This window comes from Algoriphagus sp. (genome assembly GCF_024305035.1).
In the GTDB taxonomy this organism is placed as follows: Bacteria; Bacteroidota; Bacteroidia; order Cytophagales; family Cyclobacteriaceae; genus Algoriphagus.
The window spans coordinates 85,944-109,346 of the sequence record NZ_JAMWZB010000003.1 but is presented as its reverse complement, the minus strand read 5'-3'; the positions used below and the strand labels follow the sequence as shown (position 1 = coordinate 109,346).

Genomic DNA, 23,403 nt, shown 5'->3' with positions numbered 1-23,403 from the left:
GTTAAATGCTCGCTCTTCTTCACCCCAGTATTGTGCCATAAAAAAGTCCCTGAAGTGACTTCAGAGACTATATTTTGATTTAATCCGAATCGAAATCCCGAACATTTTTGTTCGAATTCGAACAAACTAAGAGATTTCTAAAAACTGGAATTTGAATCTTAATGAATCCTGGGTTCAAGTTTTAGCTTTTTTTCGTTCTAAAACTTTCGATATTTTCCTCCCAAAAACTTATTGGCCTTTCTTTCGGCAAATTCGGCCTTTTCACTATCCCAATGAAGGGTTTGATTTGGGAACCGACCTGCAATCACTCCTAACAAAATGGTCTCTGTCAGGCGAGCAGAATATTCAAAAGGTGCGCTGCATTTATCTTTGCCCAAACAGGCATCTACAAACTGATGGTAGTGTTTCTTGCTTTCTCCTGCATAATCTTTCACTGGTTCCCCCAGATTGTATTTGGCCACATCAAACTCCTGATACCTTCCATCTACGATCAAGCGAGGCAATTGCTGAAAGTGTGGCAGGAGCAAGCGTCCTTTTTCTCCCAAGAACATCGCCCCTTGATCGGGTAACTCATCCCCATTGGGTAACTTCAGATCTTCATGATCAACCGGTGCTCCAGGGCCATCATACCATACCCACTTGAGTGTTTCGGCAGTGTAAGGCGTTGCAGGGAATTCATAAGTTACCACGTTATTCTCCGGAAAACCAAATCCATTCGGCTTTCGACAATTGTTGACAATGGTGCGTGGAACGTCTAACTGTAGTGCATTGTAAGGGGTATCAAAAATATGGACGCCCATATCGCCAAGTGTTCCACAACCGTAATCGAGTAATTTCCGCCAATTTCCTGGATGATAAACACCCTCTTTGTATTTTCGCTTTTTGGCTGTACCCAACCACAGATTCCAATCCAAGTTCTCTGGAATCGGATCCTTCCCTTTGGGTTTGGGACCGTCGTATCCCCAGTTTTTGGGTGACCATGCCCGAACAGTATGGACTTTTCCGATGATTCCATCCTGAATTAGCAAAGTTGCCAATTTATAATCGTAAAAGGAATGGACCTGAATTCCCATTTGGGTCACCAGTTTTTTTTCTTCGGCCATTTTTTTCATTTCCCTCGCCTCAGTCACATGGTGTGTAAGTGGTTTTTGGCAATAAACTGGCTTGTTTTTTTCCATGGCCATCAGAGAAGCTGGGGCATGGGTATGGTCAGGTGTGGAAACAACCACCGCATCGATTTCATCGGCTAATTCTTCCAATAAAACTCGATAATCCGAGAAAGTTTTGGCATTTGGAAAGCGTGAGGTGGCTGTAGCCAAGGCATTGCTGTCCACATCACAAAGGGCCACAACCTCCACCAGTTCATGAGAGGATATCGCAGCTAAATCCTCCATACCCATCGCTCCAAGACCAATATGCGCAGTACGCAGTTTTCCCGCAGCTTTGGCTTGAGCCAAAAGTGAAGGAGCCAAGGTCACTCCAGCAGCTCCCAATACTGACTTTTTCAAAAAGTCACGACGATCGATGAATTGAAATTTGGTTTTCATAGGTTAGGGTTTATTCGATAAATTGAATCATAAGGATGAATTACAAATCTAAAAGAGTAAATGGATTTTTTGACGCCGTTTGTCAATTGGACTGACTTTTTCCCGGGAACTAGGTACAACGAACATTTCAAATTAACTCCATACTCTTTCAAATTTACTCGCTGCGCAAAAGCTTGGTGGGGTTCACCCTAGCCGCCTTGAAGGCTTGGGAACTTACCGTCACAAAGGCAATGACCAAAGCGGCCAATGCCGTCCAAAAGAAAACTTTCCAATCGATGGAAATCCGATAAGAAAAACTCTCCAGCCAATTATTCATCGAGTACCAGGTTATCGGAATTGCCAAAACAACAGACACCAGCACTAACTTGGTAAACTCTGAAGAAATCAAACGAATCAATCCTGTGACCGAAGCCCCAAAAACCTTCCTCACCGATAGCTCCTTACTCCGCTGCTCGGCCATAAATGCTGCCAAGCCAAACAATCCCATACTTGAAATCGAAATTGCCAACAGCGTGAATATGGCCGTGAGTTGAGCGGTTTGTTTATGGCTTGAAAATTTCCGCTCAAATTCTTGATCCATAAAACGGTATTCAAAGGGAAAACCAGGATTAAACTTCGCAAAGAGGACCTCTACCTCCTGAAGGGCTGTAAGGGTATTTCCCTGATGAAATCGAATGTGGATGAAATCAAGATTTCGTTCTGGACCTTGTATCATGATGGGTTTCAGATCTTCAAAAGGAGAATCCATGATAAAATCTTTCACTACACCCACCACGGTAAACTTTTTGGTATCGTCATCAATCACTTGTCCAATAGGCTCTTCAAACCCCATTACCTCTGCGGCTTTTTCATTGATCAGGGCAGCCAAACTATCAGAGGGAAAAGTATACACGTCAATATCCCGACCCGCGATTAACTCCATTCCCGCCGTTTCGATCAAATTCGCATCTGAGGCCATTCGATTTATATTGGGGCGGTAGTTCTCATCCTTGCCCTGCCACTGCATCGAGTGGGTATTGCTGTAAATTTCAGTCAGGGGTGAAAAAGTATAACTGACAGATTTGACTTCAGGCAAAGCCAATAATTCATTTCGTAGCGCCTGCTTGTTTTTCCGAATCTCAGAAGTCACCGGATGATAAATCAAATTTTCTTTTTCCATTCCAATGTCTCGATTTTGAACGTGACTCATTTGATCACGAATGATCCAGGTACTGGAAATCAGAATAACCACCACCATAAACTGAAAAACTACCAAAACCTCACGGAAAGTAAACCAGTAGCGCATGGAGTTTAATTTAGATTGAAAAACAATTGCAGGCTGAAATGAACTCAACAGAAAGGCCGGATAGCTTCCAGCCAAAATTCCCGTAATTAAAATATAAGCCAGGGAAAGCAGCCAAAAGTAAGGTTCTGCAAAAGGATTGAGTAGCTCAACGTCGAGTAGATCAGCAAAAAAAGGTAAGGATACCGAGACTATTACCAAGGCGATCAGATAAGCGGCCAAGGCGATTAAGGTGGATTCAGTTAAGAATTGTCGAATCAACATTCCTCTGGCTGCACCGGAAATCTTTCGAACTCCCACTTCCTTTGCCCGCTTACTACTTTGGGCCGTACTCAGGTTCATAAAATTGATACAGGCAATCAACAACACGATCATAGCCACCCCGCCAAACATACGAATCAAATCGATACGCCCCCCTACTGACTTTCCATGTTCAAATTTGGAGTTCAAATGCAGATCTGATAGCGGAAACAAAAAATCAGTAACCGTCTCAGCATCCGAATTTCGGCTGGTAAAATCTTTAAATTTCTGATTAAATTTTTCCAAATCAGTACCTTCGGAGAGTAGGGCAAAGGTTTGATAGGAATTATTTCCCCAAAATTCATCTGCCCATCCCAGGGTTTCCAGTGTTTTGAACGGAAGAAATACCGAAAAATCAAAATTGGTGTTTTCAGGCAAATCCGCAATAACCGCACGTACTTCAAAATCCAGCTGACCTTCCACTGTAACGGTCTTTCCCATAGCCGACGCAGTTCCAAATAGCTTTTCGGCTACCGATTGTGTCAGCACCATAGTTCCCGGCTCTTTCAAGGCTGCAATCGGGTCACCTTCCAAAACCTCAAAATCGAAAAGAACAAAAAATCCGGGATCGGTAAACGTACTCTTTTGGTAAAAACTTTTTTTCCCTACCGCAAGGAGCTGAGGGTCCCAGCGGGTCACCCGAGCTACTTCTTCGACCTCAGGAAATTGAGCTTTCATGGTCGGAGCATAAAGTGTCGGGGTGAAATCCCAACTGTTAATTTGCCCTTGATTGTGGTCGTTTCTCCAAACCGCATAGATTCGATCCGATTTTTGGTAAAAACTATCTACAGATCGCTCAAATTGAATCCACACGAAAATTAAAATTGATGCTGCCAAACCAATGGCCAAGCCAATGACATTGATAAAAGCATACCCTTTACTGCGGGTTATATTTCTCCAGGCGATTTTTAGGTAGTTTTGGAACATGAGAATTCAGGTTTGAAGCAAGCTAAATCATAAGAATAAACTAGTTTTTACGCATTCTAATTTCAACTGATTTTCAATCAATTGAAGTATTCCATTAATCATTTCTTAATAGCTGGGCAGGGTTAGCTTTATATACTTTCCACAACTGTAAGCCGACTGTAAGGCCAATCACAGCCAATAAAACCCCAAATCCAGACCCTAAGGGAATGAAACCAACTCCGGAATGATAGGCAAAGAAAGAATCTAGAAAATTTTTCACTGCAAGAAAGGCTATACTTCCTCCACAAACCGAAGCTATTACCCAGCTGATCAGGTAACGCTTAAATAGCTTTTGAGATAAGTGCTCAATGGAAGCCCCAAAAATTTTTCTCACACAATAATCCTTGATTCTGGAATTCATATTCAGGGAAACCAGGCCAAACAACCCCATGGCAGAAAGTAATACAGAAAGAATGGCTCCAAACAAAATGACGTTTTGAACTCCCCTTACATCCCTGAATGACTGGTCAAAAACCTCTGTTTGAAGTTTCCCTTCAAACAAACTTCTGGGGAAGAATTGCCTCCATATCGCTTTGACTTGATCCATGGAAGACGTTGCGGTACCTGGACTCATTTTTAAGGTAAGATAATTGAATAAGCTATCCCTTCCAGATTGAATCACCAAGGGACCAATCGGAGCCTCAAAGGCGAAGGAATGAAAATCCTCAACCACTCCAACAATTTGATAATTGACTGAATCGATAACAAAGGAATCCTGAGTCGGGAAAGTAAGTCCCAACTTTTGGATAAACTTTTCATTCACTAGGATAGCTTGTTCTTGATCAGAAACCCGATCTGGATCTAAAAATCGACCTTGCTTTAACTTCAATCCTAAAATCTCTGGATAATTTCCTTCTGCCTGCAGATAGTCAATGGAATAAGTCTGATCCTTGAAAATCAGCTCCTTTTTCTGTTGCCAATTACCCACATAATTTTGGCTGCCACTGATTTGTTCAACGGTTGCAAGTGCCTGAAGCTTATCTTTGAAATTAAAGTATTCCTTAGCTTCAGGAACATTGACTATGATTTTATCCTCATTGTCATATCCCCAATCCCTAGTTGCATTGACATAATTGGTTTGCAAAAATGCAATGCCCGCGACCATACTGATGATAGCCAGTGTAAACTGAAAAGTAAGCAAAACGCTTGTCAACCAGCTTTTGCTACCATATTGTTGATTTTCTTTCAACAGGCTCACTGGTTTAAAAGAAGACACAAAAGCCGCGGGATACCAACCAGAAGCCAACGTTATAAATACGGTCAACCCTACTAGGAATAGCCAAATGTAAGGATCATTAAATAGGTCTAGTGTCAGCCTTTTGTCAGCAATCTGATTGAAGCCCGGCAAAATAATAATTGCCGCAAATAAGCATCCAAGAACTATGGAAAAGAGGCAAACCAACAAATTTTCGCTCAAAAACTGACTAATCAACTGCGCTCTTCGACTTCCTATTACTTTTCGGACTCCGATTTCCTTAAGCCGACGAGATGCCATTAGGATGGAAATATTTATGTAGTTAAATACAGCCAAAATCAAAACGAACAATCCAATGACCCAGAGAAGAATTTGAGGCCCAATAGCCAGAAAACTCACCACTCCATTTTCAATTTCCTCAGACCTCTTGACCAAATCAGTGTAGGCGACCAAATCCAAACTACGATAGGGTCTTTCTGGATTGATTTCATTTTGTCTACGCTTTATCTCATCCAATCCGATTTGGAGTTGACCCGGGTCTATTCCTTCTTCCAAATGGATAAAAGTCCATGATTCTGTGTCCCAAGTATCTTTTAGTGAAGCTGGATTATCCTTGTCTTTGGTAGATTCGATGTTGACTAGAAGATCAAAATTAAACAATTCCATATCTCCTATTTTTTCGGTCACCCCACCAACTTTGTAAAGCTTTTCTTTATTGTTGATAACCAATGCAATTTCTTGATCCATAGGATTGGTATCTCCAAATAGCTTTTCTGATAGGTCTTTGGTCAAAATTACCTGCTCAGGCTGGGACAAGGCAAAAGGGTGGCCATATTCCATTTTATAGCTGAACATGTCCATAAAATCTGGATGCACAAACATTGCTCGCTGGTGAAAACTCTCCATCTGATGAACCAAAATAGGAAAGCCAGTTTTGACCTGTGTTTGCGCTTTGATTTGAGGAAATTCCTCAGGTAGCATTTCTAGGATGGGATCAGCCACCGTTCCATACCGCACTATTCCTTCTTCTTGCTCTACAGTGTAGGTCAGTTGGTGGATTTCATTTTTATTCGGTTGAAGCATTCCTTTGAACCAAATCTGCTCCATAAAAAGATACGCCACTAAACAGCAACCTACCCCACATGCCAAGCCAAAAACAGAAATAGCAGTTGCCCCTTTTTGCTTGATTAAATTTCTCCAGGCGATTTTAACGTAGTTTTTCCACATCAGTCATGAATTAAATAGTTTCAGTTGAATTCCCACTTTGGTGCCAATTCTAAGACCTACTTATCGCTTAGAAAAGGATATTTTTGAATTGATGATGGGAATTAGCGATCAATTTTGTGCGATAGCGAGCAATGGTCCGCTTGCATTGAAAGAGGATGGCTTTCCTCTCTCCCCTTTTCTTCTACTCGCTTCTCAATAGTTTGGTAGGATTTACCCATGTAGATTTGATAGTTTCAACACTCACAATTGCCACAGAAAATGCTACTCCTATGATTAAAGCGACCAAGAAAACTCCTGCTCCAATAGTTGTTTTGACGGCAAAATCCTCCAACCAGATGCTCATTAAATAAAAGCTGAACGGTATGGAAATGATTACTCCGATCAGCGTAATCCGTATAAACTGTTTATTGAACAGTAGGGATATTTCTGTGGTCGTTGCCCCCATCACTCGACGAATCCCAATTTCCTTCATCCTAGACGAAATCGCTAAAGAAGCCATGGCAAAAAGTCCCATTCCCGCGATGATTAATGCGACCACTGAGGCAACTGAAACCAAAGAACTCAAACTGTTAGCAAGCACATATTCTTGGGCGATCTGATCCTCTACGTACTGGTAATCAAAGGGGTCTGACCCATAAAGCTCTTTCCAAATTCCGGCTAAAGTTGCCACAACGGCTTGTTTATCCTGACTGCTCAGCTTGACAAAAATCTTCCCCGTCATCTGATCTTCCATGGTCAGATTTCGCATTCCCTTAAAGAAATTTTCCGGCTTCATCACTAAAATAGCGGGCTCAACAGGCTGATATAAACTTTCGTAATGAAAATCTTCTACGACGCCTATCGCGCTGTTTTGCCCAAACCCATTGAGACTTACCAAGCTTTTTCCGAAAACATCTTCCCAGCCCAACGTCTTTTTCATCTGTTCATTCATCAAGAATGCACTGTTCAAATCAGAAGGGGTCATCGCAGAGAAATTCCTTCCTTCCAATACTTTCAATCCAAAAAATTCTACAAAATCTTCATCTACAATATTTAGATGAAAATCAATTCCGGGTTTACTTTCATCTTCGCGAAAACCAGCACTAAACCAGGAATTATCCCCATACATCGCCGTAGCCACCGTGACCCCAGTCACCTCGGGAAGTTTTCGAAGTTCATTTTTGAAAGGCTGTGCATACTCAAAACTCTTCGAGATGGCATCTCCCAACCCCTGTGCAGCAGGGGGAGGAACTGTGATTTGGAGAATATCAGAACGCACCGCACCCAAATCATATTCTTCCACTGTTCTCATTTGTTTCACCATGACTAAGGTACAGGTGATCAACACCATGGAGATAAAAAACTGAAAACCCAGCATGGTCATTCGCAAATTTTGTTTCCCCAGCTTAATTCCAACAGTAGATTTTAATACTTGAATAGGTCTAAATGAAGCCAAGAAAAGGGCCGGATAGGAACCCGCCAATAAAGCGATTACAATTCCTGTTAAACCTATAATAAGGAATTGGTCCAATGAAAAATTAATTTCCAACTGGGTCTGCATCAAAGAATTAAAAACAGGTAAAAACAACAGGGATAAAATCAAACCCAAAATCAATGCGCTGGAAGTCAGGATAATCGATTCGGACATAAACTGCTCAAAAAGCTGTCTCGATCCTGCGCCCATTGTTTTTCGTACGCCCACTTCTTTGGCTCTACTGGCAGAATTCCCAATTGCCATGGTGGTGAAATTGATACAAGCGATCAGGATAATTAATACTGAAATCCCCCCAAGAATCCACAAAATCCGGGGATTAATGACTGAAGCTATGCCCGTTGGGATTTCCGCATTCAAATGCATGTCAGTGATCCCCTGAAGAGCAAACCCATAATTCTCGGCCTCTTGGGGATCTTGAAAAGTCCTACGGACAAAATCCTTGGTTTCGGTTTCAAAATCCATCGGACTCATTCCTCCCTTCAGCTTGGCAAACCCATCTCCAAACGACATGTACCAATGAGTCCGCATTCGCTCCGGATAGAGCAATTCCAAATTGGAATCATGCATTAATAGTTCATAGCTAAGACTGGAATTGGCTGGCGCATCCTCAATGAGCCCGATGACTTCAAAATTTAGCAATTCGTCAGTCAAGCGGATTTGAAGTTCCTGACCAATTGGATTTTCTGTTCCAAAAAAGCGGATGGCTGTTGATTCAGAAACCACGATTCCGTTTCGCTGCTCCCTAGTTTGGGGGTAACTTCCTTGGAGCATGTTGAACCCAAACATTTCAAAAAAATCAGTACTCACCATTGTCGTTGACTGGTTAAATCCATCTCCATTCGGCCTTTTGACCAAAAAATTATTCGGAATAAAATGGGTATAATCCACACGATCAGAAAGATTTTGCTCAATTACCGATTCCAAAACCAAAGGCAAGGAAGGAAATCGAAATTCTCCTTGATCTCCATTTTGTACTCTCAAAACCCGGTAAAGTGAATTTTTCTCCGGGTGAAAAGAATCAAAACTGACTTGAAATTGAATGTAAAAAAACAATAGAGTAGCTACGGCCACCCCAACCGAAAGTCCGATGAAATTTATTAGGGTATAGGCTCGGTTTTTCATTAAATTTCTCAGGCCGGCTTTAAGATGATTAATCCACATATGACTTAAATTGAATATGATTTCTTCTTTTGGATTAAATCAAAATCAAGCCAAATCAAAAATGCCCCAATTTCTAAATTTGGGGCATCTTGAAAAATCAAGTCTCCTGATTTTCGAACAATTTCGATCGATTTCGGTCAAATATAAAACCTGAACCAAAAATAAAACTCGACTCAATCTCAAGCCCTTACTCCCTATTAATTCTATTCACTTTTGATACTTTTTACCGGATTAGACCAAGCGGCTTTGAGGGTCTGAGAAGCTACCGTTATTGTGGCAATCAACCCGGCTACCAGTCCCGCCCAAAGGAATACGGTCCAAGGAATCCCGATTCGATAGGCAAAATCCTCCAACCAGGTATTCATCCCAAACCAGGAAATGGGAATAGCAATCAAAAATCCGATACCCACCAGTTTAAGAAAATCTTTTCCCAGCAAAACCAAAATATTGGCCGTCTCAGCTCCCATTACCTTTCGGATGCCGATTTCTCGGGTCCTTTGCTCGGTAGCAAATGTAACCAAGCCCAAAAGTCCCAAAACGGAAATTAAAATTGCCAACACGGAAAAGAACGTGAAAATGGTCCTCACCCTGGACTCAGATTCATATTGACGATTGAATCCCTCATCCACAAAAAGTGGCTCAAAAGGAAAGTCAGGTCTGAATTGGGACCATTCTCCTTGCAAATAGGCCAAAACCTGATCTCGTTGGGCTGCATCAATTTTGATACTGATCTGGTTATTTCTGTCTTGGGAGATCATAAACACAATGGGCACAATGGGTTGATGGAGACTTTCGAAATGAAAATCCTTCATCACTCCTGTGACAAAGCCTCTTCGATTACCGTAAATAAACTGTTTGCCGATTGCTTCCTCCGGACTTGACCAGCCTACCTCTCGAATGGCTGTTTCATTCAGTACAAAAGCTTCCGTGGAATCTGAGGCTAGCTGATAGTCAAATGACCTTCCGGCTACGATGTCGATTCCATAAGTATCCAAAAAATTATGCCCCACATGAATGTCTGCAATCCTAAGGTTAATTTGTGAAAGTTCGTCATTGACTTCTGCGCTGACTCCTTGGGAATCCAAAAGTCTCCCTGAGGGCACTCTACTCGAAACCGAAACTGATTGGATTCCCGGGTGATTTTCAAGTCGATCCTTAATAATGAGATAATTTTCGTTGATTTGAGAGTTGCTCGGTAAGACTAGAATATCTTCTTTTTCAAATCCCAAGTCCTTATTCTGCATGTAATCTAGTTGCCGGACCACAACCAAAACCGCCACAATAAGCATCACCGAGATCGCAAACTGACCCACTACCAAAAATGATCGAAAGCGCTCGTGGACTTTACCCGCTTTCAGCGCACCCTTCAGGACTCGGGCTGGTCTAAAACCTGATAAAAACAACGCCGGGTAACTCCCTGAAATCAGGCCGACAAAAATTATTATTCCAATAAAACCCAATAGGTATTCAGGGTTTGAAATCAAATCCAATCGAAGGGGTCTTTCGACAAAATCCCCGAAAAAGGGTAAAAACAACAGTGTCAGTACAATAGCCAAAACCATGGCAAGCAGGGTCATCACAAATGATTCACCCAAAAACTGCCGGACTAAAAGTCCTCGATCCGCTCCCATAACTTTTCGAATCCCAACCTCCAGAGATCTTAAGGAAGAGCGTGCTGTGGACAGGTTCATAAAATTGATACAAGCAATCAACAATATAAAAAACGCTATCGCTAGGTAGGTATAAACATAATCGATATTCCCATTGGGTTCGATTTCAGAGTCTAGATTTGAATATAGGTGAACATCAGTAATGGGCCAAAGCTTCAATTGAGTTCCCTTGGAAGCCGGAATCCCAGCCTGATTAGGCCCCATATGACGGTCAATCAATCCGGGTAGTTTGGCTTCAAATTCTTGATGGTCTACTCCCGGATTTAATTTGATAAACGTGGAAAAATTATTTGATCCATAATTAGACATAAAAGCTTCCAATCCACCATAAAATTGAACCACCGGAACCATGGAAGCCAAAAAATCCACATGAAAATGGGAGTTTTCGGGAATATCTCTCATCACTCCTCTTACTTGAAAAGTGACTTCTTGACCTGCTAAATCAGCCAATAGCTCCTTCCCAATAGGAGACTCCTCTCCAAAATAGCGTTTTGCTGTAGTCTCTGTAATCACCAAGCCATCGGCCTGATCCATAGCAGATTTACCCTCCCCTTCGATGATTTCCCAGCCAAACACATCGAATGCCTCGGGATCTGTAAAAAAGAAACGCTCCTCTTCAAAGGCATTTCCTCCTGACTTAATCAAGGGATCAAAATTGAATAGCCTGGCGGCGTATTCTACCTCTTCAGGAAAATCCGATTGGATCAAAGGCCCAAATGGCGGAGCGGTATGCCCAAGGTGAAGACTGATATCTCCATCAGGATTATACCAGGCCCGAGATACCCTAAAAATCCGATCCGCATCCGGATGAAAACGATCATAGCTCAATTCGAACTGAACGTATAATAAAATCACAATACTCACCGCCATCCCGATAGCCAATCCAATTAGATTGATTAACACATACATGGGATGCTTCTTGGCATTTCTGAAGACAATTTTGAAGTAGTTTTTTAGCATGGCCTCGTTTTGATTTACAAATTCTACAGAATCAAGAGTTTTTATACAGGTTTTATACCGATCGAAAACCTACCTCTCCACACCTCTGAAGTGGATTCGTTTCCTATCAACTGTTCATTATGGGCTAACTTTGGTCGCATTCGGACAACATCATTAAATTCATTGAATCTATTCTGATTTGATTGCATGAACGGGATTGGAGCGAGCAGCCCTAAAAGATTGAATGCCCACCGTCAGCAAAGCAATTCCGAGAATTACGCCCGCAGCAAAAGGAATAAACCACCACTCAAATTCAATCCGATAGGCATATCCCTTCAACCAATCCTGCATAAGCCAAAAAGCGAGCGCAGAACCGATGATTATCGACAAGACGACAATGGAAATAAACTCACGATTGATCACGGTCAAAATCGACCAGGTAGAGGCTCCCAGAACTTTTCTTATGCCAATTTCCTTGGTTTTCTGCTCGGCCACATGAGCCGAAAGTCCCAATAATCCTAAGCAGGAAATCAAAATGGTTAACAGGCTAAAGTATTGGGCCAAGTCTCGAAGACGAACATCGTCCTGGTACATTCGTGCATAATTATCATCCATGAACTGATAGCTAAATGGAAACAAGGGGTTTAGTTCCTCGGCTACTTGTTGTATGGAGGCCAAAGTCTGTTGCATATCGCCTGATTTCACTCGGATAAAAGCATTTTCAGCATATTGAGGCTCAAGAACAATAAATGCAGGCTCCATGGCTTCATGCAGACTTTGGAAGTGAAAATCCTTGACTACTCCTATTACTTCCCGCTCCTCTCCGTTGATATTCACTGATCGGTTTTCGGGATTATTTTGGGTGATAATTTGAAAGGCCTTTTCGTTTAAAATAACTGCACTAATTGAATCCGAACCTTTTTCTCTTGAAAAATCTTCTCCGCTGACCAGCTTCATTCCCATGGTTTCCAAAAAATCATAATCTACCCGAAATCGCTCAAACAACGCATTGAAGTCTGGATCCTTTCCTTCCCAATCTACTCCACCTGTATTATTGTTTCTCCCCATCATGCTGTGCAGAGCTCTCGACATCGAGCCGACCTCTGGAATAGATTCGATTCGACTTTTGAAAATTTCATACTTTTCAAGTAATTGACCTTCTAGGGATACCGATATCAACTGATCTTTTTCATAACCCAAGTCCTGATTGAGCGCATAGTTGATCTGCTGAAAGATTACCACCGTGGAAAGAATCAATCCCGTGGCCAAAATAAATTGAAACAAAACCAATCCTTTTCTAGCGAAAACTACATGCTTGCTTCCTGTCAAATGATTTTTAAATACAGAAACCACCTTGGTAGCCGAAAGATAAAATGCTGGATAGCTTCCAGCTACCAAGCCGGTGAATAACAGGATTCCAAAAAGCTGAAGCCAAAATTCAAGTTGGAAAAATGGAATCATCAGGGTTTTCCCAGTTAGCTGATTAAATACCGGTAACGTAGCCTGTACCAGAAGTAAAGATAAAACTCCTGAAAACAAAGTAATTATTAAGGATTCGCTCAAAAATTGATAAATCAATGACTTCCGGTCCGCTCCGGAAACCTTTCTAACCCCTACTTCCTTAGCCCTTTTTTGAGACTTGGCAGTTGAGAGATTCATAAAATTAATGCAAGCAATAAGGAGAATAAAAAAGCCTATCAGGGCAAAAAGCTTGACCGTTTTGATTCTTCCTTCTTGTAAAATCCCATCCTTCCATGAACCGTAGAGATACATGTCACTTTGGGGAAAAACGAATAATTCCGTATTTACCCCCTCCATTCGATCCTTGATGAAATTTTTGATCGAGGCTGAAAATTTTTCCGGGTCCGTTCCCTTCCGGAGTTTTAGGATGGTACTCGGCCCATTGTTTCCCCAGTGCTTGAGCCAATCATTATAGGGCTTATCGAAAATTACCTGATAGGGCAGAATGTATTCAAAATTGGTCTCCGCCTTTTCTCCTGGGTCTGCCAAAATTCCTTCAACCAGATATAGCTCTTTTCCCTCATTTGAAACCAATTCCACTTGTTCCCCCAATGCATCTAAGGTTCCAAACAATTTAATCGCCGCAGACTCGGTTAAAACGATATGGGACTTATCTGTGAGTACCGAATTACGGTTTCCGGCAAGTAAAGGAAATTGAAAAATGTTTAGATAATCCGGCCCAGCATACAAACCCGTTAATTTGATTTTATTTTCCCGATGAACAAATAAATGCTCTTCATTCCAGGTATAGGTTGCAGCATGCTCGACTTCAGTTAGGTTTTCTTTCATGGCTTCAGCCAAAATCCCAGGAGTGGAAGGAATAGTAAACACTTGATCCCCGTAGAATTGATGTTCCATGACCCGGAATACTTGATCAGACTCAGCAAGGCCTCTCCCCTTTTCAAATTCACTCTTAATCCATAAGCCAATCAAAATGGCCGCCCAAAGACCAAGTGAAAGTCCCAAAGTGTTAATAAAGAAAGTCAGTCTGTGTTTGGCAAAGCCTCTAAGTGCGATTTTTAGATAATTAGCGAACATAATGTTGGATAGTTAAGGTTGGTTTCTAATAAACCTTTGGTATAGCTAGCTTTTTTACTCATTTCGAAGGGAATGAACTGGATTTGCGGATGCTGCTTTAAATGCTTGAAAACCTACAGTAACCAAAGCCACAAGCACCAATAGCAGCCCTGACCCGGCAAAAATCCACCAGCTCAGGTTGGTTTGGAAAGCATAGGTTTCCAACCAGGATTGAGCAAGATACCAGGCTATTGGAAGTACCAGCAGAATCGCCAACGAAACCAGTTTGATAAAATCAAATGCGATCAGGTTTAAAATCCCACCGATGGAGGCTCCCAAAACTTTTCGTACTCCAATTTCTTTTTTCCGATTTTCAGCAGTGAAGGCAGCTAAGCCAAATAGCCCAAGGCAGGATAAAAAGATGGCCATAACCCCAAAATACTCCGCAAGCGAGGCCACGCGCTGCTCTTGGTCATAGAGCGTTTGATAGGATTCATCCATAAAGGAAATGGAAGGTTTTTGACCAAGAAGATGCTGAAAGACATTAGCAATCCCTGCGAGAGTTTTTGCCTGATTTTCGGATTGAATTCGAACCATGATGTTTTGGGCGAAATCCGGATCATACTTGATAAAGGCAGGTTTTACCGTTTCTTTTAGTGATTCAAAATGAAAATCCTTTACCACTCCGACTATTTCCATATCCTCCCCCCACAGGTTAACCAATTGACCAATCGGCTCTTCAAAACCAATGATTTTGACTGCTGACTCATTGAGAATCAACTTAGTCTGTTCTTGCCCATACTCAGCAGAAAAAGACCTGCCCGAAATCAATTCAAAGCCCATCGTCTCAATTAATCCCATATTCACTGAGATATTTTCAAACTTCACCTGCTCATCTGGATTTTTTCCTTCCCAGTTCAAGCCTATCGTTGAGCTTGCCAATCCAACCAAAGGATGGGTTAAACTGGAGGCGTTCTCTACTCCGGGAATGGCTTTGATTTGATCCAAAAGAGTCGTTATCTGAGATTTGGGGATAGACTCTGAAGGGATTTTCACTAGATGGGATTGATTATATCCGAGATTCTGATTTTGGATATAATTCATCTGCTTGCCAATTACCACTACTCCAACAATCAGCAACATGGATATTCCAAATTGAAAAACGACCAATCCTTTTCTGGCTAGCAACTCACCTATACTTCCTTTTAGGTTGCTTTTTAAAATTTGAACAGGCTTGAATCGGGATATATAAAGAGATGGGTAGACCCCAGCAATTAAACTGGTAACCGCCCAAATGGCCATCAGAATCAGGATTACTTCTAGGTCAAGTTCTAGGCTTAATTCCTTCAATGTAAGTTGACCTAGCCAAGGCAAGAGGAGGTAGACTACCAAAACTGAACTGATCAGAGCCAAAAATGTCAAGACCAACGATTCCACCATAAATTGCCCAAAAATCCCCATCCGGGAAGCGCCCATGGACTTTTTTACTCCGATTTCCTTGGCTCTAGCCACAGATCTGGCCGTAGACAGGTTCATAAAGTTGATGCAGGCAATAACAAGAATGAACAATGCAATTCCGGAAAAAAGCCAGATGTAATCGATGCGTCCTCCGGCAACTTCTCCATCTTCATAATTACCGTACAAATACGTGTCGGCAAATAGCTGCAGGAAAGGAGTAACATTAGACCCCTCTGCTCGGTCCTTTATGAAATGGGCTATTTGCGCATTAAATGAATCGATATCCGTTCCTTCACGAAGTAATAAAACGGTGGACGTGTTGTAATTGTCCCAATGTACCCCATCACCAAGCATCTTTAAGAAAAAGGGATATGCCATCAAAAACTGAGGCTTTTCAACATCAAAGGGACCAAAATCTTGATATACCCCGGTTACTTCGACCTCATTGCCAAAATCAAAAATTTGCCATTTCAGCGATTTTCCAATAGCAAGTTGTGCGGAGCCGAAGAGGGCATTGGCCATAGACTCAGACAATACTATGGAATTGATACCAGAAAGCGCTTTGGAACGATTACCCAACAACATCTCATGACTGAAAATTTGCAAAAAATCCTGGTCCACAAAGTACCCTTCTGCTTCGATTTTCTCGTTCTCTCGTTGGAAGGACATCCCTTTGATAAATGGTGAAATCCCAGAGGCGAATTCGACCTGTGGAAAATCTGCCTTCAGCTCTTCAGGCATCTTTGCAGGAGTGAGATTCCAGGTTACTTTACCTCCCGAATTATCATGATTAGTCATGACAGAATATATTCTGTCAGCATGCTCGTGATGGCGCTTGATGCTTAGTTCATCCTTGACCCAAAGTGAAATCAAAATCACAGTCGTCAATCCCAAGGTCAACCCCAAAAGATTAATAGCAAAAATGGACTTGAATTTGGTAAAATTTCGAAGGGCAAGAAGAAGGTAGTGGGAGAACATAGAGGGATGGTTAAGGGAGTTAGGAGTCGGCCTAAAAAATAGACTGGTGTAGGATGTTCGATGAAGGAGGTAAACCCCATTCATCAAACATCGATGACCGGCAATTGACCACTTTTACACGTGAAACTGCTCTCGGATATTCTCAGTCACTACCTTGCCGTCGAAGAGATTGATGATTCGGTGGGCATAGTTAGCGTCATGTGGGGAGTGGGTAACCATCACGATGGTAGTTCCTTCATTATTCAATTCTTCCAAAAGCCGCATTACTTCTTCCCCATTTTTGGAATCCAAATTACCCGTCGGTTCATCGGCAAGAATAACCGAAGGTTTGGCCACAATCGCTCGGGCAATCGCAACTCGCTGTTGCTGACCACCGGAAAGCTGTTGAGGAAAATGATTGCGCCGATGCATGATATTCATCCGTGTCAGCACCTCCTCTACTCTCCTTTTTCGTTCTTCAGATGGTATTTTGAGATAAAGTAAAGGCAATTCCACGTTCTCGAATACCGTGAGTTCATCAATCAGGTTAAAGCTTTGAAAGACAAACCCGATGTTTCCTTTTCTCAGCGAGGAGCGCTGCCGCTCCGAATAGTTGGCCACTTCTTGATCCAAAAAGAAGTACTGACCATCATCTGGATTGTCCAGCAGTCCAATAATATTGAGGAGAGTGGACTTCCCACAACCTGAAGGTCCCATGATGGCAACAAACTCCCCTTTTTTGATTTCAATTTGAATCCCATCCAAGGCGGTGGTTTCAACTTCTTCAGTGGTGTAGAGTTTCCGAAGATTTACTGTTTTGATGACATTTTCCATAGTGTAGAAATTGATGATCTCAGACCGAAGGGGTCTAGAAGATCCTGCGTAATTTTTCGATTAGGTATAACTTTATTTATTCAAGTATGAAATTCTATTTAAGCCAGTAGTTCCTATTATTTTTTATTCAAATAGTTGCATTCATCAAATCAAATCCCAGTTTAATAGTTCTTGTCAAATTTGCAGCTCATGATTTTAAACGGTTAATTTTTAGCACTTAATTTTTATCAATTCAATTGACTTCAGGGATCCTATCTCGGCTTCAAGCTCATCCACCATCGGTCGACAAAGACCTCACTAGTTCATCTCCAGCACTTCATTTTCCCCAAAGTTCTCATACCCACTAATAATCACTTTTTCCCCTTCAACCAAACCATCTAAGACTTCATAGAATTCTGGATTTTTTCTGCCTAATCGGATCTTTCGCTTTTCGGCATTCCCAGAAGTGTTGAAGACATATACCCAATTTCCTCCCGTATCCTTGAAAAACCCACCCGTAGGTAACAGTAAACTTTGTTCACTTTGTCCGAGCTGAAGACGAATCCGAACGCTTTGTCCCCGCCGAATACCTTCAGGCCTTTCACCAGTAAATTCCATGTCCACTTCAAAACGACCATTGTTGATCGTAGGATAGATTTTAGTGATTTCAAGCTCGTACTCGCTACCGCTAAGCGAAAAATTACCTTTCAGACCCGGTCCAATTCTAGGTAAATAAAGTTCATCTACGGGTACCCTCACCTTGAATTCGTCTAACACATCGATCTGACCATAGCGCTGACCCGGATTGATTGCCTGTCCAATTTCCAGCTGTTCGGGGGTTGCCAACTGACCTGCTATGGGTGCAGTTATAACCAAGTTGTCCAGAATATTGCCAACTCCAGTTAGGGAGGCTTGCATCCGATTTTCAGACATTCGCAGTTGGTTGAGCTGAATTGAGCGGGCTATCGAATCATTGCGGTAGGAGGCATAGGTAAGCTTTCTTCGTTTAAGATTGTAATCATACTGCTCTTTGACCTCCTCAAATTCCCGATCGGAAACCAACTTTTTTTCGTGGAGTTCTTTAAATCGCTTATACTGCGGCTCCAGTAAGCTGATCTGATAATCAATTTCTGCCAATTGTCCTTGTTGATTGAGGTCATTTTGATCCAAAAGTAGACGAGTCTGACGCAGGTTGTTTATCTGCTCGTAAAGCATGGTTTCACGCTGCATGACATCTAATTGAAGATTGGAATTGGTCAAAATGAGAATCGTATCTCCCCGGTTCACCAATGCTCCCGATTCACGGATTACTTGATTGACCACTCCCCCTTCAATGGCGTCCAGGTAAACTGTGCGAGCAGGTTCGATCTGTCCAGATACCAAAATGTAATCTGTAAACTCCCCCATCTGAACGGTACCGATACTCAATCGTTCTTTATCTACATTCATTGTAGAACGATGATCAGCAAAGCCCAACTGGTAAATTATTCCCCCAATCAAAATGGCACCACCGAGTGCAGCGGCGATTCGTTTGGGAGTCCATGTTTTCTTTTCGATTTTTCTATCCATGATGCATTCGCCCTTTTGGGCTTGGTCAGGAATTGCCAAAGGCTGTGCCAGCAAAAATTCGCTCAAAAACCACTCAATACCCCATTTGGAGAATTTTAGAAAAGCAATTCTCGAACATTTTCGTCCGTCAGCGAACAAAAGTGACTCAGGACTGAAATAAGCCGTTCAGTTCCTATCTTTGGATTGCCTGTTCAAAATCCGTCATTTTTGTCCGAAAATGGCACTTTTCTAAAAAAAAGAAAGGCTTCAAAAATTCGGCAAACTTTTGGAACAACACAAGGCAGTAAAAAAAACAAAAAACTAAACCTGTCAGTCCATGAACGAGCAACGAATGGGAAAAATCCTAATTGTAGATGACAATGAAGACTTGCTCAAAGCAGCGAAGATTTTTCTTAAGCGGCATTTCGCCCAGGTGGATACGGAGACCAATCCTGATTTGCTTCCTATACTCACGCATAACGAAAACTACGATGTGATTTTACTCGACATGAATTTCACCAAAGATGTAAGTTCAGGACAGGAAGGATTTTATTGGTTGGATCGAATCTTAGAATTAGACCCTTCTGCGGTCGTAGTCCTTATCACTGCTTATGGGGATGTCAATCTTGCCGTGAAAGCGATCAAAGAAGGGGCGACCGATTTTGTTTTGAAACCTTGGGAGAATGAACGCTTATTGGCCACCTTAAATTCCGCTCTTCAGCTCAGACAGAAAAAACTTGAAGTCAATCTTCTCAGAGATCAAAAAGCCACCCTGCACCAGGATATCGATGATAAATTCAAAGACATCATCGGGCAAAGTCCTGCGATGCAAAAAGTATTTGAAACCATTGAGCGAGTGGCCTCTACTGATGCCAATGTATTAATTCTAGGTGAAAATGGCACAGGCAAAGAACTAATCGCCCGGGCAATTCACCGAAACTCCCGACGAAGCCGAGAAGCTTTTGTTGGAGTTGATTTGGGATCAATTACTACGACATTATTTGAATCAGAACTTTTCGGACATAAAAAAGGATCCTTTACCGATGCCAAAGAGGACCGGGCAGGAAGATTTGAGCAAGCACATAAGGGGACTCTTTTTCTGGACGAAATCGGCAACCTACCTTTGGCACTCCAAGCCAAACTTCTAGCTGCCCTTCAAAACCGTCAAATCACTCGAGTTGGGGCAAACCGAGCGGTAGATGTCAATATCCGATTGATCTCTGCAACCAATATGCCGATATACAACATGGTTTATGATCATACCTTCCGGCAAGATTTACTTTACCGGATCAATACTATAGAAATCACCTTACCTCCGCTCCGAGATCGGGTGGAAGATATTCCACTTTTGGCCGATCATTTTATCAGTTACTATTCCAAAAAATACAATAAAGAAATCCGAAAAGCATCCGAACCCTTGGTCAAACGCATGAGTAAGTACCACTGGCCCGGAAATATACGCGAACTGCAACACAGTATTGAGCGGGCTGTCATCATGTCCAATCATAACGTCCTACAACCGGAAGATCTTTTTCTCCAAAAAATGGGGCAGCCCGAAAAAACCGAAGAAAATGTCAGCCTTGAGCATCTTAACATCGAGGATGTGGAGCGAATTCTAATTCGAAAAGCGCTTCAAAAACACAATGGACACATCACCCGAGCTGCAGAGGAATTAGGCTTAACGAGATCTTCCCTTTATCGTAGATTGGAAAAATATGGTTTATAGGAAATTTTCCGTTGGGATCACACTCCGAATTCTAGCCATTACGGGATTGCTTTTTCTAGCGGTTTGGATTTACCTGAGCCAAGACATGATTTTGGCACCGTTAATTTTGGGAGTAATCGTCTTATTGATGGCTGGAGAAATGGTTTATTTTGTCAATTCGATCAACCAAAAACTAGCTCGATTTCTGGATTCTATCCGTTTTGCGGATTTTTCTTCCTCCTTCACTTCAGACAGTAAAATGGGGAATTCTTTTCGAGAAGTCAACAAAGCATTCAATGAAGTCATGGAGGTTTTCAAGCAAACTCGCGCCGAAAAAGAGGAGCAGATGCTTTTCCTTCAGGTGATCATTCAGCATATTAATACCGGGATTATTTCATTCAACTCAGAAGGCAAAATCGGAGTGATAAACAATGCCGCCAAACATTTACTTCAAATCCCTCAATTCAGAAATATCAGCGACTTGGGCAGGCTTTCTACTTCTCTGTTAAAAGAAGTAGTCGAAATGAAACCCGGACAGCGACTTTCTTTTAAAGTTAACCCCTCAATCACACTGATTATTCAATGCACCTCACTGAAAATGGAAGGCCAAAGCTGGACTCTCCTTTCCTTCCAAAATATCAATGCCGAACTGCAATCCAATGAACTGGAGGCTTGGCAAAATCTGACCAAAGTTCTCCGCCATGAAATCATGAATTCAATCACTCCGATTTCCAGCCTAGTGGAAAGCCTGCGTACTATTTTGGATGAAGATAGCTATGTTCAACAGGAGGGTTTTCTAATTAAAAAGGAAGGTTTTCAGGATATACAGGAAGGTCTGGACACGATTGCCAATCGTAGCAAAGGACTAGTCAGGTTTGTCAATGCCTATCGTGATTATACCAATATACCTCAACCTAAAAAGGAAATGGTTTTAGTCCAAAGTCTGATTGAAAATGTTTGTAATCTGATCCGGGAAGATTTGAAATCAAAAGAAATTTATTTACACAAAGAAATCAACCCCGAAAATCTGGAAATTGGCTGTGATCCTGATCAGATTACGATGATCCTGATTAATCTGATGAAAAACTCTTCCGAATCCCTGACCAATCAAGCCGACCGGCAAATTAAAATCCGAGCTATCGGTCAAGGAGATCTGGGAAGTATGATTCAAATCGAAGACAATGGACCTGGAATCGTTCCTGAGGCTTTGGAGCGGATTTTTGTTCCTTTTTATACCACCAAAAAAACAGGATCAGGAATCGGACTTGCGATTTCCCGCCAAATCATGAATTTGCATCGCGGTAGCTTAACTGTCGAATCTGACCCGGGAAGACGAACGGTATTTAGTTTAAATTTTAGGTGATCAAAAATTGACTTCCATCCGAACAAAAGCCAACTCATCATCCCTATTTTCATACATCCAGATTTTACCGTCCTTGACAAAATGACGCTTGGGTTTTTGGGTTAATTCCGGGATCAAAGCCTCAGCGATGAGCTCTAAATTCTCATCAAAAACACTAAGAAACACATCCGATCGAGTAGGGATATAACTCCCATATTCATCCTTTTCTTCTCCAAAGTAACTCTGGGAAGAAAAGCGGTAAAACTGCTTATCTTCTTTATCCCAAATCAAACTACCGTAGCTAATATCTTGCTCGGCTAATTTTCGAATCTCTTCTATTTCACCAGATTCACCATCCACTTCCTTAGGAGGAAGATAAGTGCGCTTACTACCCAAAAGAGGGGTATCCCAGCCTTTGGTATACAAACTATCCGAAGACAGGTCAAAAACCTGGACTTCATTCAACACATTAGTAGCCAAAATAATTTTTTCTGAATTGGAGTTTGGGTAAATTCCAGTTCCATAACTACCCATCCAATTCCCATCATACATAATATTTGTATTATAGATTTGGGTTTTTTCGAGTAGAGGAAGGTCTATTTTAGTATATAACCCTGTCTTTAGATCAATATCCAAAATAAAGTAGCTTTTATCTTCCCATTTGATGAAGTGGCCAACCAAACGGTCAGGACTTTTAGGATCTAAATAAAACCTGGAAGGGTATACTTCAGACCCTCCCAAAAACTCAGGGACCAGCTTCTCCAATTCCAGATTTTCAATTAATTGGCCCTGTTGATCAAAAATTTTGTAAAACTGATAATTCCATATGAAGATATTTTCTTCCGGAGTGATCAAAAATGAAGAAATATAGGGAGGAATTCCATTGGGACCTTCTTTTTCTAGTGGGATGACCCGATCCAAAACCAAATTATTTAAGTCAATCCGTTCAGCATCCACCTCACTTCGATTAAAATTAATCAAATAACTTTCGTCTGAAGAGAGTTCTGACATGAATAGGTTGTCTTGAAGAAATAGAAATTCATCGCCGGAATCTACCAAAACGGTATCTAGGGTCACCGAAATTTGATCAGAGGGTCCTTCAGATTGTTTATCTTCAACACTACAGGAGGCAAGAAAAATTAAACAGGGAATTAAAAAACGCATTTTCATCATTTGATCATTAAAATTACTACTATCCAAATAGAAACTAATTCTATAAAAAAACAAGTTTTTTGACAAAATATCTAGCTAAAATACACCCGAATCCCCCTTACTCTTGTT

The 23,403-nt window shown here is 41.6% G+C and carries 12 protein-coding genes; 2 read left to right on the top strand and 10 right to left on the bottom strand.

Annotated elements, in window-relative coordinates; genetic code table 11:
- Positions 1-197: 197 nt before the first annotated feature.
- The 9 genes from Q0L00_RS02305 to Q0L00_RS02265 form a co-directional block, all read right to left on the bottom strand.
- Complete coding sequence (locus tag Q0L00_RS02305; RefSeq protein ID WP_297335249.1) at positions 198-1,547, bottom strand: Gfo/Idh/MocA family oxidoreductase; 1,350 nt, start codon at positions 1,545-1,547, stop codon at positions 198-200.
- 154 nt (positions 1,548-1,701) lie between these two features.
- Positions 1,702-4,056, bottom strand: a complete 2,355-nt coding sequence (locus Q0L00_RS02300) for an ABC transporter permease (RefSeq protein ID WP_297335248.1) — start codon at positions 4,054-4,056, stop codon at positions 1,702-1,704.
- A gap of 94 nt (positions 4,057-4,150) precedes the next feature.
- Positions 4,151-6,517: an FtsX-like permease family protein gene (locus Q0L00_RS02295; RefSeq protein WP_297335247.1), complete on the bottom strand. Its 2,367-nt coding sequence runs from the start codon at positions 6,515-6,517 to the stop codon at positions 4,151-4,153.
- A 181-nt stretch (positions 6,518-6,698) separates the two neighbouring features.
- Complete coding sequence (locus Q0L00_RS02290; RefSeq protein WP_297335246.1) at positions 6,699-9,113, bottom strand: ABC transporter permease; 2,415 nt, start codon at positions 9,111-9,113, stop codon at positions 6,699-6,701.
- A 242-nt stretch (positions 9,114-9,355) separates the two neighbouring features.
- Positions 9,356-11,782, bottom strand: a complete 2,427-nt coding sequence (locus Q0L00_RS02285) for an ABC transporter permease (RefSeq protein ID WP_297335245.1) — start codon at positions 11,780-11,782, stop codon at positions 9,356-9,358.
- A gap of 168 nt (positions 11,783-11,950) precedes the next feature.
- A complete protein-coding gene (locus tag Q0L00_RS02280) occupies positions 11,951-14,320 on the bottom strand; it encodes an ABC transporter permease (RefSeq protein WP_297335244.1) in 2,370 nt (789 codons plus the stop codon).
- 54 nt (positions 14,321-14,374) lie between these two features.
- Entirely contained in the window at positions 14,375-16,735 is a 2,361-nt protein-coding gene (locus Q0L00_RS02275) for an ABC transporter permease (RefSeq protein WP_297335243.1), read from the bottom strand.
- A gap of 114 nt (positions 16,736-16,849) precedes the next feature.
- Positions 16,850-17,548, bottom strand: coding sequence for an ABC transporter ATP-binding protein (locus Q0L00_RS02270; RefSeq protein WP_297335242.1), 699 nt, complete (start codon positions 17,546-17,548; stop codon positions 16,850-16,852).
- A 297-nt stretch (positions 17,549-17,845) separates the two neighbouring features.
- Positions 17,846-19,096 carry an HlyD family efflux transporter periplasmic adaptor subunit gene (locus Q0L00_RS02265; protein WP_297335241.1) on the bottom strand — a complete coding sequence of 417 codons (1,251 nt, stop codon included), beginning with the start codon at positions 19,094-19,096 and terminating at the stop codon, positions 17,846-17,848.
- Positions 19,097-19,412: 316 nt separating this feature from the next.
- On the opposite strand from Q0L00_RS02265, the gene Q0L00_RS02260 reads away from it, so the two are divergent.
- Both Q0L00_RS02260 and Q0L00_RS02255 read left to right on the top strand, forming a co-directional pair.
- The gene (locus Q0L00_RS02260; RefSeq protein ID WP_297335240.1) at positions 19,413-20,801 is read left to right on the top strand and encodes a sigma-54 dependent transcriptional regulator; all 1,389 of its coding nucleotides are present in this window, start codon (positions 19,413-19,415) and stop codon (positions 20,799-20,801) included.
- Positions 20,791-22,143, top strand: coding sequence for an ATP-binding protein (locus Q0L00_RS02255; protein ID WP_297335239.1), 1,353 nt, complete (start codon positions 20,791-20,793; stop codon positions 22,141-22,143). The genes Q0L00_RS02260 and Q0L00_RS02255 overlap by 11 nt, the downstream gene beginning before the upstream one ends.
- Here Q0L00_RS02255 and Q0L00_RS02250 read toward each other — a convergent pair whose 3' ends face one another.
- A complete protein-coding gene (locus tag Q0L00_RS02250; protein WP_297335238.1) occupies positions 22,144-23,286 on the bottom strand; it encodes a DUF4221 family protein in 1,143 nt (380 codons plus the stop codon).
- Between the last annotated feature and the right edge of the window lie 117 nt (positions 23,287-23,403).